The following is a 16,258-nucleotide window of genomic DNA, read 5'->3' as shown; positions in this document are numbered from 1 at the left end:
TTAAGGATGTATGGTTTAAGTCAAGACAACAGATTATAGCCATATCTCTTAAATAGGTAGGTTAGGAATAAGTCTATAGAGGGATTGATTCACATTTGTTCATTAAAAGTATCCTCCCTTCGTAACAATCTGGTTATAATTGTTTTCCATCTCTCTCAGAAATCAAACTCAAATCTGCACAGTTTTTTATGGGACGCGCTCGTTCTAAATCTGACTTGCCTACAAAAATCTGTCCGGTATGTCAACGTCCTTTCACATGGCGCAAGAAATGGCAAGATTGCTGGGACGAGGTGAAATACTGCTCAGAACGTTGCCGCCGTCGCCGTTCTGAGGCTAACAATGAAACCAACAGCAACTGAGACGCAAATAGCGCAAGGGTTACATGAAGCTACAGGTGCAACCTAAATTAATTATTCACGGGGGGGCTGGTAGTTCTCTCCACGGCAAAGGGGGAGTGGAAGTAGTGCGCCGATCGCTCCATACAATAGTAGAGGAAGTTTATTCTCTTCTATTGTGTGGAGCAACTGCCTCCGAGGCAGCGGTACAGGGGTGCCTAATGTTGGAAGATGACCCTCGCTTTAATTCTGGCACTGGTTCAGTACTACAATCTGATGGGCAAATCCGCATGAGTGCTTCCTTAATGGATGGTGCTTTGGGGCGCTTTAGTGGAGTGATTAATGTCTCACGAGTAAAAAACCCCATTGAGTTGGCGCAATTTTTACAAAATTCACCAGACCGAGTGCTGTCAGACTTAGGGTCAGCTGAGTTGGCGCGGGAATTACAAATTCCCATCTATAACGCTTTAACTGAGTTGCGGTTGCAAGAGTGGATACAGGAACGTCAAGATAACTTTAAAAGCACGATGGCTAACGTCGTAGCTGAACCCGAACTGGTCGAAACCAGCAATGCTCGACGTGGCACTATAGGTGTAGTAGTTTTAGATACTTATGGAAATTTAGCTGCTGGTACATCTACCGGAGGAAAAGGCTTTGAACGCATTGGGCGAGTCAGTGATTCTGCGATGCCAGCAGGTAATTATGCTACTAGTAATGCTGCTGTTAGCTGTACTGGAATTGGAGAAGACATCATCGATGAATGTTTAGCAGCCAGAATTGTGGTGCGTGTCACTGATGGTATGCCCTTAAAAGATGCTATGCAGCGCTCATTTGCAGAAGCGCATCAGAACAAACGGGATTTGGGAGCGATCGCTCTAGATACTAATGGGGCGATCGCTTGGGGTAAAACCAGTGAAATATTACTCGCCGCCTACCACAACGGCGAAAAAATTGGTGATACGTTGGAATGGTCTGGTAACGAACTGATAGGCTATTCCTGAATCAGTTTCAGTGCCTCAGCTAAAGTTTCTGGCTGATTGACCATCGCTGCTAATTCTTCAGTTTCATAGCGTCCCTCAAAAGCTTCTAGCGCCGCTCTTTTGAGGGCAATTTCATATCCTTGTTGCAGAATATTCTTTAATTCTGCCTCATTCAGGTAAAAACCACCGGATTTGCGACGCTTGTTAGTTTTATTAATTTCACGCACCGCATTTTCTATAGAAATTTCCCAAGAACGAGTAGAACGTCTTTCGGCCTTCTGTTTAATCAAATGGATGAGCAGAATCACACCATAACTATCAATTTTATTGATTTTGTCACTGAGGCTCATTTCTTCCAACTCATCCACCAATAGCAGCGCCTCATGGACTTTACCTTGTTCTAGAAGTTGCCTAATTTCTAGTAGTTCTTCCATGTTGAATCGGAAATTTTAGTTTGACGAAAAAGTAGGCGTTTAATGATTTGATTATGGCTTTATTGGCTCTTCTTGCGCCAACCTCGCTTGACTACTTGACGGCTACGGGCAATCACTAAAGAATCATCAGGAACATCTTCTGTGACAGTGGAACCAGCTGCCACGTAGACATTATCCCCCAAGGTTAGTGGGGCAACTAAAACACTATTAGAACCAGTTTTAGTACCATCACCTATCTTAGTGCGGTGTTTCTTCTCACCATCATAGTTAGCAGTAATCGTACCCGCACCGATATTGACATGATTGCCGACAATGCTATCGCCTATATATGATAAATGTGCCGCATTAGTGCGATCGCCTAACTGCGTATTTTTCAACTCTACAAAATTACCCACACGGCAACCAGTACCTACTTGTGCATGACCACGTAAATGGGCATAAGGGCCAATCTTACTTCGAGCTTGCACAATGCTATCTGTCACCACAGAATACTGTACTGTGACATTTTCCCCTACCTGACTATTTTCGATTAAACTTCCAGGCCCGATGCGACTTCCTGCTTGAATTACGGTTTTTCCCCGCAGGTGAGTTTGAGGTTCAATAATCACATCCGGCTGTAATTCCACTGTTTCATCAATGGTGATGCTTGTAGGGTCGATGAGAGTGACACCCGCAAGCAACCATTTTTCTTTGACTCGCCTTTGCAAAATATCGTATGCCGTTGCCAGTTGCAGGCGATCGTTAATGCCGAGAATTTCTTGATAATCTTCCACATCGACTGCCATGACTTTTCCTACTTGAGTCACAGCATCAGTGAGGTAGTATTCTTTTTGGGCATTGTTTGTCTGTAGGTAAGGTAGCACCTCTGCTAAATTCTGCCAGCGGAAGCAGTAAATTCCGGCATTAACACGGGAATTTTGTCTTTGCACAGCTGTACAATCCTTGTGTTCAATCATTTGCTGCACAATATCTTCATCATTACAAAAAACGCGTCCGTAGCCTGTAGGATTGCTGAGATAGGCAGTGAGAATGGTGGCAGCGTTCTGATTTTCTTGATGAGTTTGTAAAAGCTGCTTGAGGGTTTCAGTACGTAATAACGGCACATCACCATTTAGCACCAGCAAATCCCCCGTGTAACCTTCTAAGTGGGGAAGTAATTGCTGGATGGCATGACCTGTTCCCAGTTGCACAGTCTGTTCGACAAATTCCAAAGTGGGGATTGAATGCATCGCGGCTTTGACTTCTTCGGCCTGATACCCCACAATTACTATCCGTCGTGAGGGCGAAAGTGGTTCTACACTTTCGACAACTCTCTCTACTAGCGATCGCCCACCCAAAGAATGTAATACTTTGGGTAAGTTTGATTTCATCCGTGTGCCGCGTCCCGCCGCTAGAATTGCTACAACTACCATAATTAGCTATCAGCTATCAGTTAACTTGCGATGAATGCTGTTGGTACTTTGAGATTTAGGCTCAAATCATACCAGCTAATCATATTAGACAGGAATATGGAAGTAGTCAGAATTCAGAACACAGGAGAACTACTCTTCTTGCTTGCGGGAACGGATAAACTCCGCAAACTGCTCTATTAGCTGGGGATTGCGCCAACCAGAATTAGTTTCTTCTAGCATCACACAAAGTGCTTCTTCTGAAGTAAAAGCTTTTTTATAGGGTCGTTCGCTAGTTAGGGCATCATAAATATCAATTAACTGAAATACTTGCGCGAGGTAAGGAATGTCATCTCCCTTGAGCCTATCGGGGTAACCTGAGCCATCCCAGCGTTCATGATGATGGCGGATAATAGGAATCACACCCTGCATACTACGTAATGGCTTGCAAATTTTTTCCCCAATCAAAACGTGCTGCTTCATAATTTCCCAATCTTCGGGAGTGAGTTTGCCTTTTTTGAGCAGTACTGCGTCGGGAATACCCACTTTGCCGATGTCATGGAGATAACCACCCCACATCAAATCTCGAATTTGGTTGCGTGAGAGGTTGAGGTATCCACCAAAAGCTTCTCCCAATTTTATTAACCGATCGCAGTGGTCACCTGTATTAGGATCGCGACTTTCAATCGCCATACCGATAGAAAACAGTACTTGTTCTGCGTGATCTAAGTCTTCATTTAAGCGCTTCTGCCGCACCAAGGATTTAACACGTGCCGCCAATTCTACACGGTCAAAGGGTTTGGTGAGAAAATCATCCGCCCCAACTTCAATTCCGCGGATGCGCGATCGCCGATCATTTAATGCTGTAATAAAAATTACTGGTATTAGCCTCGTGTCTTCATCCTGCTTCAGCAACTGACACACTTCAAACCCATCCATTCCTGGCATCATCACATCCAGCAAAATCAGATCGGGTTGTCTTTGTGTGACTATTTCTACAACAATGGAACCACTGTCCGCCTCAATTACCTCGTACCCTTCCATCCCCAACAGAGCAACAGCAGTCATCCGGCTAGCGGGATGGTCGTCAACCACTAAAACCTTCGGTGGATCTGAATCAAAGCCATTCACTTTAGAACCTTTAGCTTGTAGCGTTCTAGAGACCAAAGAATCATTACCACAATCAACATGAGGTTTCATCCAAGAAGACGCTGCTTGGATCTCTTCAAGCATAAGATTTCCTCTAGATAAGCCCAACGAAGTAACCCATTTTGCAATCCTACGGCATGATTTAACGCAATACTCTTTACTTTGCTTAGGGTGTTTGACCTACTAACAATTTTTTTGGTAGACCTTGTATCGATGAATTTGCGTTGAATCACAGAGAAACTCCAATTTTGTTAAAAAGTTTACAATCTCAGATTTCAACAACAAATCATTTGTTTGTACTGGAGTCATCATTTCCATAAAAGTTATGTATTTTATTAAGCTACTTAACTGATTTGGTTACAGTATGTGTTATTCATGTTACATGAAGTAGGACAATATTACTAGTAAGTTTTTTAACTTTAATTACAGTATGAGAAATTCGCGCAAATCTTAAATCAGGTTCCTTACGGTTATTGATTAGGATGACAACACCAGAAACCGTTGTGATAGCAAGCTTTACATTTCCTACAAGGATTTGGATTTGAACATATTATGCTGTTCATACATAGATACACACTTATGCTTAGCCTCTCATATAATTAATAAATGCTAACAATAATTATGTAAAATCGGCTACTTGCTACTACCCTAAGTTATTTTCCGATGACCACCTTTTTCGCCAACGAGAGCTACTCTCTAGGGAAGAAGCTTGCTGCTCTTGTTGTCGCCGCATCACTATGGTTTCGGCAGAATCGCTCAATTGAGGATCACGGTAGGGAATTGCAGCACGAGTTAGCAAATGCTCTTTTTCAGCCTGAGAGAGGGGAGAATAGAGGGATGGAGGGGAGAATTGCAAAAATGCTCCCTCTTTCCGACTCTCCGACTCTCCGACTCCTCTAGCGTGTGCGGCGACAGTGCCAGGCGTTCGCCTTCCAACTGGTGGGGTAGAAGCTATAACTAAGCCAGCTGCCAAAAGTGCTGTACGTACAGCAGCAGCACAAGAATAGGTTGCTAGTAAACCGTCTTTGTGTAAGCACGATGCCAATTGTTTTATAAATTCAATAGTCCATAATTGAGGACATTGAGGTGGTGAAAACGGATCAAGAAAAATAGCATCTGCTTGGAAACTCGACTGATGTACCAATGCAATTGAGGTTCTAGCATCACCAATTAGTAGCTTTGCGTTTAAGCAAGGGGTTTGTACTTGCTGCTCAAAAGCTAACTGGGTCAAAATTTCGGTATAATTGCAGTTCCAGTCGTCAAATAAGTGATGAGCGATCGCAGCTTGTGGTACAGATGGATTTAGTTCTAAACCGATTATCTCTACATAACAACTAGGATTAACTGCCCAAATCGTTTGTAAAGCAGCTGCTGTGTTATATCCTAGACCATAACAAACATCTAACAGATGCAAGACGGGTTTTTGAGCAACTGTAGCTAGTTGAGTAGGACTTACAAACTTGAGAAAACTCTCTTGCTTAGCTCCATAATGGCTATGAAAAGATTCGCCGAACTCTTTCGAGGTGAAGGTAAAAGAACCATCTGCTGTTAACTTAGGTGTAAAATTATTTTCTAAGCCTGACATTGGGCAAATAAAGCTGATAAGTAAGTAGATATAAATAAATTCAAGTTTGTAGTTTGCGCTTTATCGAAGACAGCACAAACTACACACCACAAAGTATCTTAAGTTTAATTATGTCTACTTACTTAATTACCTATATGAATAATAGCTAATGACTAATACCCAATTTGTCGTTTCCCCAGCTTGGCTGTTAGAACATCTTGAAGATCCGCAAGTAGTCATTATAGATTGTCGCTTCTCTCTAGCCGATCCACTGTTAGGAAAACAACAGTACCAAGAGAGTCACATTCAGGGGGCTTATTATTTAGATTTAAATCAGGATATTTCCAGTCCCGTAGGAAAGCATGGTGGGAGACATCCTTTACCTAACCCTGATGATATAGCTAACAAATTATCTGCGATTGGAGTAAATTCTCAAAAAACTCTGGTAGTAGCTTATGATGATTCTCGTTTCGCCTTTGCTGCTCGTTTGTGGTGGCTGTTGCGCTATCTGGGACATGAACAAGTAGCGGTACTAGATGGAGGTTTTGCCGGATGGCAAAAATCTGAGTATCCCGTTACAGATGTGATTCCTCAACCCCGAAGCGGTAAATTTATACCTCAAGTGCAAACAGACAGGATAGTAGATATTACAGTTGTAAAAAATTACAAAGATAGCCCAGATGTCGTTTTGGTAGATTCAAGAGAAAGCGATCGCTACCGAGGTGAACGAGAGCCAATTGATAAAATTGCTGGTCATATTCCCAGTGCAGTTAACTATCCTTGGCAAGAAATTACAGACTCTTCTGGTTATCTACTTCCCCAATCAGCACAACGCCACCGATGGGAAAAACTAAAAAACTCTAAGGAAATATTAGTTTATTGCGGTTCTGGTGTTACTGCTTGTGTAAATTTACTTTCTTTGGAACTAGCTGGTATTAACAAGGGTAAACTTTATCCTGGTAGCTGGAGTGATTGGATTTCTTATTTATAGTTAGGAGTAGAGACGCTAATTATACTCTTACGAGAAGCCGCTCTTCGAGCGTCTACGCGTCTGTACAGGAGTTAGGAGTTAAGAATTAAAACTTCTAACTCCTAATTTTTATTAAAATCGACCTAGCTCTAAATTGTAATTAACACTAAAAAACCAGCCATCAAAATCAATGTTTTGGGCTGTAGAACTACCTAAATTAACTCCAGCTTGCACATTCATGCTGCTAGAGTTAGATATTCGGTAATTTAAGTTTCCAAACAGGCGATGAAGTTGGTCTTCTCGGTCGCGTTCAGCAAAATCTGAAAAGTTGAACTGATAGTTTAGACCAACTTGGAGAGGTTTTTCCAAGTAGTAGTTTAAAGCAACCCAAAAGAAATTGATTACTCGATTACGACTTTGAGGATCAGCAAAATTAACGCTCAATTCATAAAAGCTATCTAGCGTCAATCTTGGAGCTAAAGGGTCTCGTCGTCCCAAAGATAGTTGCAGAGAATTCTCGCCTAAGAAGCGATCGCCAGATTTAAAGCTATTGGAGCGATCGCTATTATTAGCGTAGAATAATTGCTGATTGCTCCAACTAATCTCGCCATACATTCTAGATGATAATTGTTGGTAAATACTCAGGTTAAATCTCACCTGATTATAATTATATTTTGATTGATCTATATAACGAATTAAGTTGCCATCAATTGACCCGTTTAAAAAAGTTGTAGTTCCCAATGGAAAATAGGCAGAAGCTAACGTCAGCCCAGAAACAAATAAACCATCTTCTATGGGATTATCACTTGAGGAAAAAATGTTACTTGTTTGGAGGTAGCCAACACGGGCTTTGAGATAACCTATAGGTTTAAATTGAGCCACAGGTAGTTCTGTCTGTGGGGGTGGTAGTTGTTCTAGAGGTCGTGGTCGCAGACGCAACCCTAATTCGCGATCGCTATCAGGCTCAAGAGATGGCTGTTTTTGCTCTTGCAACTGCTGCCAAAGCTTATCTAGTGTTTCAGAGTCATTTATTTGAGGCGTATTTAACAGTTCCTCAACAGGTACGCCTGGAGAAGAGTTAGGAAAATCGCTTGGCTGCACTTCTAGCGGTGGCTGATCATTCTGGTTTTGAGTATCTTCAATATCTTCAGCTGATTCTGCTGAATTAGTTTCGGGAGTTGTTGATGTTTGCTGTGTTAGAGTTAACGGCATCTGGGAATGTAAACTTGGCGACTCCCCGGGCTGCTTGTAAAAAGACTTAATTTCTTCTGATGTCAACTTTTGATACAGCTGATGAGTTGTGTGTATACTTCCTAAAAATGTTCTTTTTGATGCTAGCTCATCCTTACAAACTTTTATGTCTGAAGTTGCAGCAGAAACTGCAACTACCCGGATGCAACACCAGTTTCCACCACTGAAGGCTAACAAAATCCAAAATAATAAACTTATTAAGCCTTTCTGTTGCATCTTTGATGGCGTTGATTGCATTTGGCAAACGTAGACCTAAAAACTACCTTAACCCTATAAGTTCCGATTCGTAAAACAAAATTTCAGCTTCGCTCTGGTGAAATTCAGTCAGCAAGACAGCTTATAAAAATCCTCAAAAATCTATTGTCACACACAGTTCTTTACTTTTTAAGCTTAAATAGTGACAAGCTACTTTAAAATCTCTCACTGGCTTGGTTTCATCCAATATCATTTTCAACAGAGAAAATTAAATAAACTAAATGTATAGATTTATAGACTATTTCATTTATTAAACTGGCACTATGTACAGATAAATTTACTAAAAAAAATCATTTTTAATCAGCATAAATCAGTTTAATTGATTGACTAAACAATTATGTTTCATAAATATTTTCCACTATTAGTAATTGGTTTATGGGGGATAATGGTGCTGCCTTGCCCAAATCGGGCAAGTGCCATAGTTCCGCTAACTCGCGCCCAGATTCAAAATCTCCGCAACTTGGTACAATTTATTCCTAAAAATAGCGCTAAAAAGCGACCAGCACGTAAATTAGATGCCATGATTCCTGGAGATGGGTTGTCTACTGGTCGAGCTTCCCTAGCAGATTTGCGTTTCAATGATGGCTCTTTGGCGCGGGTTGGAGAACAAGCGGTATTTCAATTTTTACCGAAGACTCGCAACTTTAGACTATCAAGTGGAACTGTGCTGCTTCTCATCCCACCTGGAAGGGGACAAACACACATACAAACTCCTAGTGCAGCAGCAGCAATTCGTGGTTCAGCATTGTTTGTGCGCTACAACCAACAAACAGACACAACGATTGTGGGTGCGCTGACAAATAGCGGCATTGAAGTTTTTAACAAAGAAGCTTCTCAATCTCGAAGACTGGAAGCAGGGCAGCTAATAGTTATAGTTAAAGGTGAATTTCAGAGCTTATATGATTTTGACCTAAGAAATTTTTATGAAACTAGTGATCTGGTTCGTGAACTTGATTTGAATAGGCAAAATCCAATACCTACACCTGATCCTGCAATTACTAGTGTTCAAGCTGAAACTGCTGCGGCTTTGAAAGCACAACCGCCGATAACAGGCGAGGGAGTAATTGAAAACCCCTCTTTTGTGCAGCTAACTACTAGTCCTTCAAATTCGCCCAGTAATAATGTGATCACAGGTAATTCCTCAACAAGCTCTTCAGAGAAAACAGGACACAACTCGACAAATACTCAGCAGCAAAGTGCAACGAATGGTAACAACAGTAACGTAAATAGCCAAAACAATAATACTGGCGTTGATTCTAGTAAAACTCCTGCAAAGACTCAACAGTCCTCAGAGCAGTCAAACCCTGATAAGTCTGGAACAACGACAACTCCAGACCCCGCACCAACTGAGCCAGTAACAAAAACTCCAGACCCCGCACCAACTGAGCCAGTAACAAAAACTCCAGACCCCGCACCAACTGAGCCAGTAACAAAAACTCCAGACCCTGCACCAACTGAGCCAGTAACAAAAACTCCAAACCCCGCACCGACTGAGCCAGTAACACAAACTCCAAACCCCGCACCAACTGAGCCAGTAACACAAACTCCAAACCCCGCACCGACTGAGCCAGTAACACAAACTCCAAACCCCGCACCAACTGAGCCAGTAACACAAACTCCAAACCCCGCACCAACTGAGCCAGTAACACAAACTCCAAACCCCGCACCAACTGAGCCAGTAACACAAACTCCAGACCCCGCACCGACTGAGCCAGTAACACAAACTCCAGACCCCGCACCGACTGAGCCAGTAACACAAACTCCAAACCCCGCACCAACTGAGCCAGTACCCAGTAAATAAAATTGCTGAGGTTAGCCTACACTCAGCGCCTCGTAAGTTAATTGCTCTTTGCTAAATATAGGCGAGTCAAGCGGAGCTGACTTTCTGTGCTAGAACTTAGTTTCTCTAAAGCAGTAGCATAGATTTATACGCGATACCAGATACAAAATTATGACAACAGTTAGCTACCACCTCTACTGTCGTCATGGCAAAAAGTGATATTCCCTACGACCAGACAACATCTGCTAACGCTAGATTAAATCAAGGACAGGATTTACGCAGGGTTCGTTGGAAATCCTCAGCATTATAATCAGGTTCTTTGTGTGAGTTTTCAGGAGCTAATTTGTTGCTAACGAGATATATAAATTTATGACTTTTGATTACGATCTGTTTGTAATTGGTGCGGGTTCTGGAGGTTTGGCAGCTTCCAAACGGGTGGCTAGCTATGGGGCGAAAGTAGCGATCGCAGAAAATGATTTAGTTGGCGGTACTTGCGTGATTCGTGGTTGTGTGCCTAAAAAACTTATGGTCTATGCGTCTCACTTTCCCGCACTATTTGATGATGCCGCAGGCTACGGCTGGAAAGTAGGTAATGCAGAATTGGACTGGGAACATTTCATTACATCTATAGATAAAGAAGTTCGGCGGCTATCGCAGCTACATATCAGCTTCTTAGAAAAAGCAGGAGTCGAACTAATTCCTGGTCGCGCCACGTTGATAGATTCTCACACCATAGAAATTGATGGACGCAAAGTTACAGCAGACAAAATTTTAATTGCTGTTGGCGGGCGTCCTGTTAAACCAGATTTAGCAGGAATGGAGTATGGCATTACCTCCAACGAAATTTTTCATCTGAAAACGCAACCAAAACACATCGCCATTATTGGCTCTGGTTATATCGGTACAGAATTTGCTTGTATTATGCGTGGTTTGGGTTCTCAGGTAACGCAAATTACCAGAGGTGAAAAGATTTTAAAGGGGTTTGATGAGGACATCCGCACAGAAATCGAAGAGGGGATGACGAACCACGGAATTCGGCTAATCAAGAATAATGTCGTAAAAGCAGTTGAAAAAGTCTCGGAAGGGTTAAAACTTACTTTATCTGGAGAAGATCAAGAACCTGTAATTGCCGACGTATTTTTAGTAGCAACTGGTAGAACCCCCAATGTAGATGGGCTAGGTTTAGAAAATGCTGGTGTTGATCTCGTTGCTAGTTCTGTAGAAGGGCCAGGATACAGCACCACAAATGCGATCGCAGTTAATGAATATAGCCAAACAAGTCAACCGAATATCTATGCTGTGGGCGATGTTACCGACCGCCTTAATTTAACTCCTGTCGCAATTGGTGAAGGTCGCGCCTTTGCTGATAGTGAATTTGGTAACAACCGCCGAGAATTTAGTCATCAAACTGTAGCAACAGCAGTATTTTCCAACCCTGAAGCCGCTACTGTCGGCTGGACAGAAGCCGAAGCACGCGAAAAATTCGGTGATGCGGTAACAATTTACCGCACTCGTTTCCGCCCGATGTATCATAGCTTGACTGGTAAGCAAGAGCGGACAATGATGAAGTTGGTAGTTGATAGCAATACCGACAAAGTGCTTGGCGCTCACATGGTGGGAGAAAGCGCAGCTGAAATTATTCAAGGTGTAGCGATCGCTGTCAAAATGGGAGCTACTAAAAAAGACTTTGACGCTACCGTCGGTATTCATCCCTCAGCCGCAGAAGAATTCGTCACAATGCGCTAATAAAAGTTAGTAGTGAGGAGTTGTGAGTGATGAGTTGTAAGTAAGTCGCAACAAATTATAAATAAAGAATTATTAACATCAATAATTCTTAAACTGCTAACTCTTGTATGGACGCTCGAAGAGCGGCTTCTCATAAGAGTATAATCGCGTCTCTCGCAACTCCTGTACAGACACGTAGACGCTCAAAAAGCGGCTTCTCGTAAGAGTATAATCGCGTCTCTCCTAACTTCTAACTATTAATATTTACAACCTTGCAGTACATATATCTTCATGGTTTTGCCTCAAGTCCTAAATCCGCTAAAGCACGGGATATAGGCGATCGCTTTGCCAAAATTCAGACTAAGCTAAAAATCCCCGATTTGAATGCTGGGGACTTTTCCCAGCTGACAATCACTCGGCAAATAGCTCAAGTTGCCGCAGAATTTAGTAATGATTCGCCAGTAACGCTGATTGGTTCAAGTTTGGGCGGTTTAGTTTCTGCCTATTTGGGACAGCAATATTTACAGGTGAAACGTTTAGTTCTACTTGCTCCAGCTTTTGGGTTTTTATCTCATTGGCTACCCAAATTAGGAGATGAAGAGGTGGAGCGTTGGCAACAAGAAAAGTATCTCATGGTCTACCACTATGGAGAGGCGCGATCGCTTCCTCTGAGTTACGATTTCGTTACAGATGCCGTCCAATACCAAGAGAGCCTCTTACAGCGTCCAATTCCCACCTTAATTTTGCATGGAAAAAAAGATGAAGTTATCTCCATTGAAGCTAGTCGCGACTTCGGGCGAATACGTCCTTGGGTAGAGTTAGTAGAACTCGACAGCGACCACGGCTTGGGTGATGTTATGGAAGAAATTTGGCAGGCAATTCGCCTCTTTTGCCAGTTACCTTAAAGCTGTAAAATATAAAACTCCTACATAAGTATTTTCTTAATTATTTGTCCACTGCTTTGCAGTGTCCAGAGTCAACAGTACACAGTCCAAAGTAATTGATTTTGACTCTTGACTCTTGACTTTTGACTTTTGATTTTTGACTCTAGACTAAAAATTATGCTTCCATTTATCAGGTCAGATTTAGCCCAATTTACCGCTTACAAACCCCATCCCAGTAGCGATACAGGCGGATCTGTCCCCGCGCAGTTCGATCGGCTAGATACAAACGAGAGTCCTTATGATTTGCCAGCAGAGTTAAAAGAAAAGCTGGCTTGGACGTATCAACAAGTAATTGAAACAAATCGTTATCCTGATGGCGGACATGAGACACTCAAGGATGCGATCGCTGAGTATGTTAATGAGTCAGCTAACCTCTCGCCATCCCTGTTTACTGCTGGCAATATTTCTGTAGGGAATGGTTCAGATGAACTGATTCGCTCTTTATTAATCGCTACCTGTTTAGGAGGAGAAGGTTCTATTCTAATTGCCAATCCTACTTTCTCTATGTACGGAATTTTGGCACAAACTTTAGGCATTCCTGTGGTGGCGGTGGCAAGAAATGAAACAAATTTTGAAATTGATTTAAAAGCTGCACAATCTGCTATCGAACAAACTCAAAACCCCTCGATTCGGGTCGTTTTTGTAGTGCATCCCAATTCCCCGACAGCCAATCCTTTAACTGCGGCTGAGTTGGTTTGGTTGAGAAGTTTGCCAGAAGAGATTTTAGTAGTAATTGATGAAGCTTACTTTGAATTTAGTCAGACTACTGTAGTGGGTGAATTAGCACAACGCCCCAACTGGCTTATATTAAGGACTTTTTCTAAAGCTTTCCGATTGGCAGCTCTTCGTGTCGGCTATTGTGTCGCGCATCCGGAAGCGATCGCTATCTTAGAAAAAGTCCGCTTACCTTACAATCTTCCTAGCTTCTCTATAACAGCAGGATTAGTTGCTTTACAATATCGCACACTTTTACTTAAGTCCGTTGCCCAAACCCTAAGTGAGCGAGCCAAATTAATTGAGGCTTTCTCTCAAGATCCTAGATTACAAATTGCAGAAAGTGCTGCTAACTTTATTTACCTGCGCCTAAAACCAAACTACTTTCATCCACAAGACTCTGTTTTAAAAAGTCTCCACCAGGAACTCAGAAATTCTGGGACTCTTGTAAGGCAAATTAGCGGAGGATTACGAATTACTGTAGGAACAACCCAGGAAAATATTCGTACTCTAAATCGACTACAAGCTGCTCTGGCGAATGTTGAATTTTAGCAATTCACTTTAGTAGTTAAACCTGCTATCCATATCACTGCCCAAACGCCTTACTGTTCCCACCGTTTGCGGCAATACACCCACTAAAAGAGCAAAAGCAACATCTGGCAGATGAGCCACTATCTCTGGTGGAAAATATTGTTCAAACTGATCAAGAATCTTCTGGACTCGCTGCTGGGGTACTGGATTTTCGGTAATTTGTTTGATTAATCTAATCCACTGCCGCCTAATCAAATAAGCTTTCTGGCGCTCTTCATTAGATTCGGGAGTTAATAAAGACAAATTACCTATGGGCAATGCCCTTTGACAATCACAATCATACTCCCCACCTACTGCGGCTCCAGGCCCAGCAAACTCCGCATGATAGCGTTTAAATAGTATTAATCCGTTTCGCCTACGACTATTAACGATGAAAACTTCTCCGCTGTGTAAACGTGTAAGGATATCCGAGCCTTGAGATTGCTCAGTTCCATCTGGCATGACAATACAGTCAAGGAAACTAGTTTCAGGATAATAAGTTGATACCATAGTGGATTGATAGCGTCGACGCTTTTCGCTATCCATGTTTTCTCAAACTTTTAACGAACTTGGTAGTATTATGCACTTCAAAACAGAACTAGCTTTTACATCAAATTAGGTTTTCGAATTTTCGTAATTATGCAAGAATTTATTGGTCAATTAAACTAAGATAGAAATAAATAGCCATTGTTCAGTAATTGAGTAATCATATTTTATGAGATTTAACTAAATTTGTCTCTAACCCAAGGAGTGTTTTTTTAAAGTTTTTATAAAGATGAATATCTAATTACAAAGTTACTATGAGGAGTTAACGGTTTGTTAAGTGTGTTTTTATGGATGTATCTATTATAAACAATTTATGTATATATTGAAATGAAATATTTATTAGATAGAAATTTAAAAACTCAAACCCAATATATTTTTTAAATAAGCAATAATCCCTAAATTTTTCCATATCATTATTCTTGATACAGTTTTTAACTGTAAACAAAATGCTTTCTAAGAGTTTAGATAAGTTAGAAAAGCTGAACTATAAGCTTTTTCAAAATCCCCATATCTAATATAATATAGCTGTTTGAGGACTAGCAAAATTCTTATTTACATAACATAAATTTCGGCATACCTCAAAGTTAGTGAAGTTGAGGCTAGCTAATATTAGGAACGTATGACAATGAAATACTTTGTCGAATAAAAACAACTTTCAAAATTAAATATTCTAGCTAATTTTTATAGTCAGCTAAAAGGTAAGTCAAAGGGGCAACTCATTAATCACAGCTTTTGAATTTACCTTACAATAGCTTCTTTAAGTAGGTTGTCAGGAATAAACATAACAAAAAATAACTATCATCATAGTAATCTTTAAAGTATGGCATAGGTAAAACATTTAATGTTAATTGTGTCTGCTTATTCGTTCTTGAGCTTAGAACGCATAAATATATAGACAAAATAAAGTACGTTTATTTGATATAGATTAAATATTAAATTAAGTTAATTTTAATTGGATTGCGGATATTTAGTATAGCTCTTTTCTGTCCGCTATTACATGGTTATATTTACTATTACCAAAGGAAAATTCAGTTAGTAGAGTCAGCGCTCAGTTGCTTGTGTAATAATATTTGACGTGCGCTTCTTAGAAGATATGTATTCCAATTTGATTCGACTTTCTGTACCTGATATTCCAGCTTGAAATAAAGCTGCCTAGCTTGATGGTTGTTTTCCAAAACATGGAGATATAAGTCTTGGAAGCCCCACTCCCGGCAGACTTTTTCACAGTTAATCAATAACCCAGAAGCCACCCCATGCCTACGGTATTTCGGGTGAACAGCTAAATTAGATAAGTAAGGAAAACTCCTACCACCTTGGGTACATGAATCACTCAAACGTACGCCCAGTTCCACAGTTCCTATTAAGTTATTAGCCTGTCCATTAATAGCTTCAACAGCAACTAAACAAACTTGATGGGGGGGAGGTGATGCTAAGCGATGCCTTAAGTCTTCATAAATACCCAAACGTAACAACGGAAAAGCCCATCCCCATAGACCTTTGGGAGAGTGAAAGCTTTCAGTAATGATTTGGGCAACAGTAGCTAAATCAGTAGGTGTAGCCGCACGAATTTGAAATTGGCAGGAAGCTGACTCGGTGCTAGCTTCAATTGGCTGTTGTTGGTATGGATCAAAAAACCAGGATGTCAAGGCTAGT

At 41.3% G+C, this 16,258-nt stretch carries 13 protein-coding genes and 1 pseudogene; 7 read left to right on the top strand and 7 right to left on the bottom strand.

The features are described 5' to 3' along the window. The first annotated feature begins 188 nt into the window (after window positions 1-188). On the top strand, window positions 189-359 hold the full coding sequence (locus tag WKK05_RS32880) for a DUF2256 domain-containing protein (RefSeq protein WP_341527177.1): 171 nt from the start codon (window positions 189-191) through the stop codon (window positions 357-359). Window positions 360-382: 23 nt separating this feature from the next. Beyond that, window positions 383-1,336: an isoaspartyl peptidase/L-asparaginase gene (locus WKK05_RS32875; protein ID WP_341527176.1), complete on the top strand. Its 954-nt coding sequence runs from the start codon at window positions 383-385 to the stop codon at window positions 1,334-1,336. Here the strand turns inward: WKK05_RS32875 and WKK05_RS32870 are convergent. The 4 genes and pseudogenes from WKK05_RS32870 to WKK05_RS32855 form a co-directional block, all read right to left on the bottom strand. Beyond that, on the bottom strand, window positions 1,327-1,749 hold the full coding sequence (locus WKK05_RS32870; protein ID WP_341527175.1) for a DUF29 family protein: 423 nt from the start codon (window positions 1,747-1,749) through the stop codon (window positions 1,327-1,329). The genes WKK05_RS32875 and WKK05_RS32870 overlap by 10 nt on opposite strands. 59 nt (window positions 1,750-1,808) lie before the next feature. Beyond that, complete coding sequence (glmU, locus tag WKK05_RS32865; RefSeq protein ID WP_341527174.1) at window positions 1,809-3,161, bottom strand: bifunctional UDP-N-acetylglucosamine diphosphorylase/glucosamine-1-phosphate N-acetyltransferase GlmU; 1,353 nt, start codon at window positions 3,159-3,161, stop codon at window positions 1,809-1,811. A 129-nt stretch (window positions 3,162-3,290) separates the two neighbouring features. Continuing rightward, a pseudogene (locus tag WKK05_RS32860) lies at window positions 3,291-4,501 on the bottom strand (two-component system response regulator). Window positions 4,502-4,929: 428 nt separating this feature from the next. Beyond that, window positions 4,930-5,871, bottom strand: coding sequence for an MnmC family methyltransferase (locus tag WKK05_RS32855; protein ID WP_341527173.1), 942 nt, complete (start codon window positions 5,869-5,871; stop codon window positions 4,930-4,932). A 148-nt stretch (window positions 5,872-6,019) separates the two neighbouring features. Between WKK05_RS32855 and WKK05_RS32850 the strand changes: the two genes are divergently transcribed. Further along, the gene (locus tag WKK05_RS32850; protein WP_341527172.1) at window positions 6,020-6,841 is read left to right on the top strand and encodes a sulfurtransferase; all 822 of its coding nucleotides are present in this window, start codon (window positions 6,020-6,022) and stop codon (window positions 6,839-6,841) included. A gap of 111 nt (window positions 6,842-6,952) precedes the next feature. On the opposite strand, the gene WKK05_RS32845 is transcribed toward WKK05_RS32850, so the two are convergent. Next, window positions 6,953-8,287, bottom strand: coding sequence for a hypothetical protein (locus tag WKK05_RS32845; protein WP_341527171.1), 1,335 nt, complete (start codon window positions 8,285-8,287; stop codon window positions 6,953-6,955). 376 nt (window positions 8,288-8,663) lie between these two features. On the opposite strand from WKK05_RS32845, the gene WKK05_RS32840 reads away from it, so the two are divergent. From WKK05_RS32840 to WKK05_RS32825, 4 genes are all read left to right on the top strand, one after another. Then, the gene (locus WKK05_RS32840) at window positions 8,664-10,127 is read left to right on the top strand and encodes a FecR domain-containing protein (protein ID WP_341527170.1); all 1,464 of its coding nucleotides are present in this window, start codon (window positions 8,664-8,666) and stop codon (window positions 10,125-10,127) included. A 348-nt stretch (window positions 10,128-10,475) separates the two neighbouring features. Continuing rightward, a complete protein-coding gene (gene gor / locus WKK05_RS32835) occupies window positions 10,476-11,852 on the top strand; it encodes a glutathione-disulfide reductase (RefSeq protein WP_341527169.1) in 1,377 nt (458 codons plus the stop codon). A 251-nt stretch (window positions 11,853-12,103) separates the two neighbouring features. Beyond that, window positions 12,104-12,736: a YqiA/YcfP family alpha/beta fold hydrolase gene (locus WKK05_RS32830; RefSeq protein ID WP_341527168.1), complete on the top strand. Its 633-nt coding sequence runs from the start codon at window positions 12,104-12,106 to the stop codon at window positions 12,734-12,736. Between the two features lie 156 nt (window positions 12,737-12,892). Then, window positions 12,893-14,041, top strand: coding sequence for a histidinol-phosphate transaminase (locus WKK05_RS32825; RefSeq protein WP_341527167.1), 1,149 nt, complete (start codon window positions 12,893-12,895; stop codon window positions 14,039-14,041). A 9-nt stretch (window positions 14,042-14,050) separates the two neighbouring features. On the opposite strand, the gene WKK05_RS32820 is transcribed toward WKK05_RS32825, so the two are convergent. Further along, a complete protein-coding gene (locus tag WKK05_RS32820) occupies window positions 14,051-14,605 on the bottom strand; it encodes a hypothetical protein (protein WP_341527166.1) in 555 nt (184 codons plus the stop codon). Window positions 14,606-15,633: 1,028 nt separating this feature from the next. After that, window positions 15,634-16,251: a GNAT family N-acetyltransferase gene (locus WKK05_RS32815; RefSeq protein WP_341527165.1), complete on the bottom strand. Its 618-nt coding sequence runs from the start codon at window positions 16,249-16,251 to the stop codon at window positions 15,634-15,636. Window positions 16,252-16,258: the final 7 nt, after the last annotated feature.

The sequence above is a fragment of the Nostoc sp. UHCC 0302 genome, from assembly GCF_038096175.1.
GTDB lineage: Bacteria > Cyanobacteriota > Cyanobacteriia > Cyanobacteriales > Nostocaceae > UHCC-0302.
The sequence above is the reverse complement of the archived record's forward strand: the minus strand, read 5'-3'. Positions and strand labels throughout refer to the sequence as shown.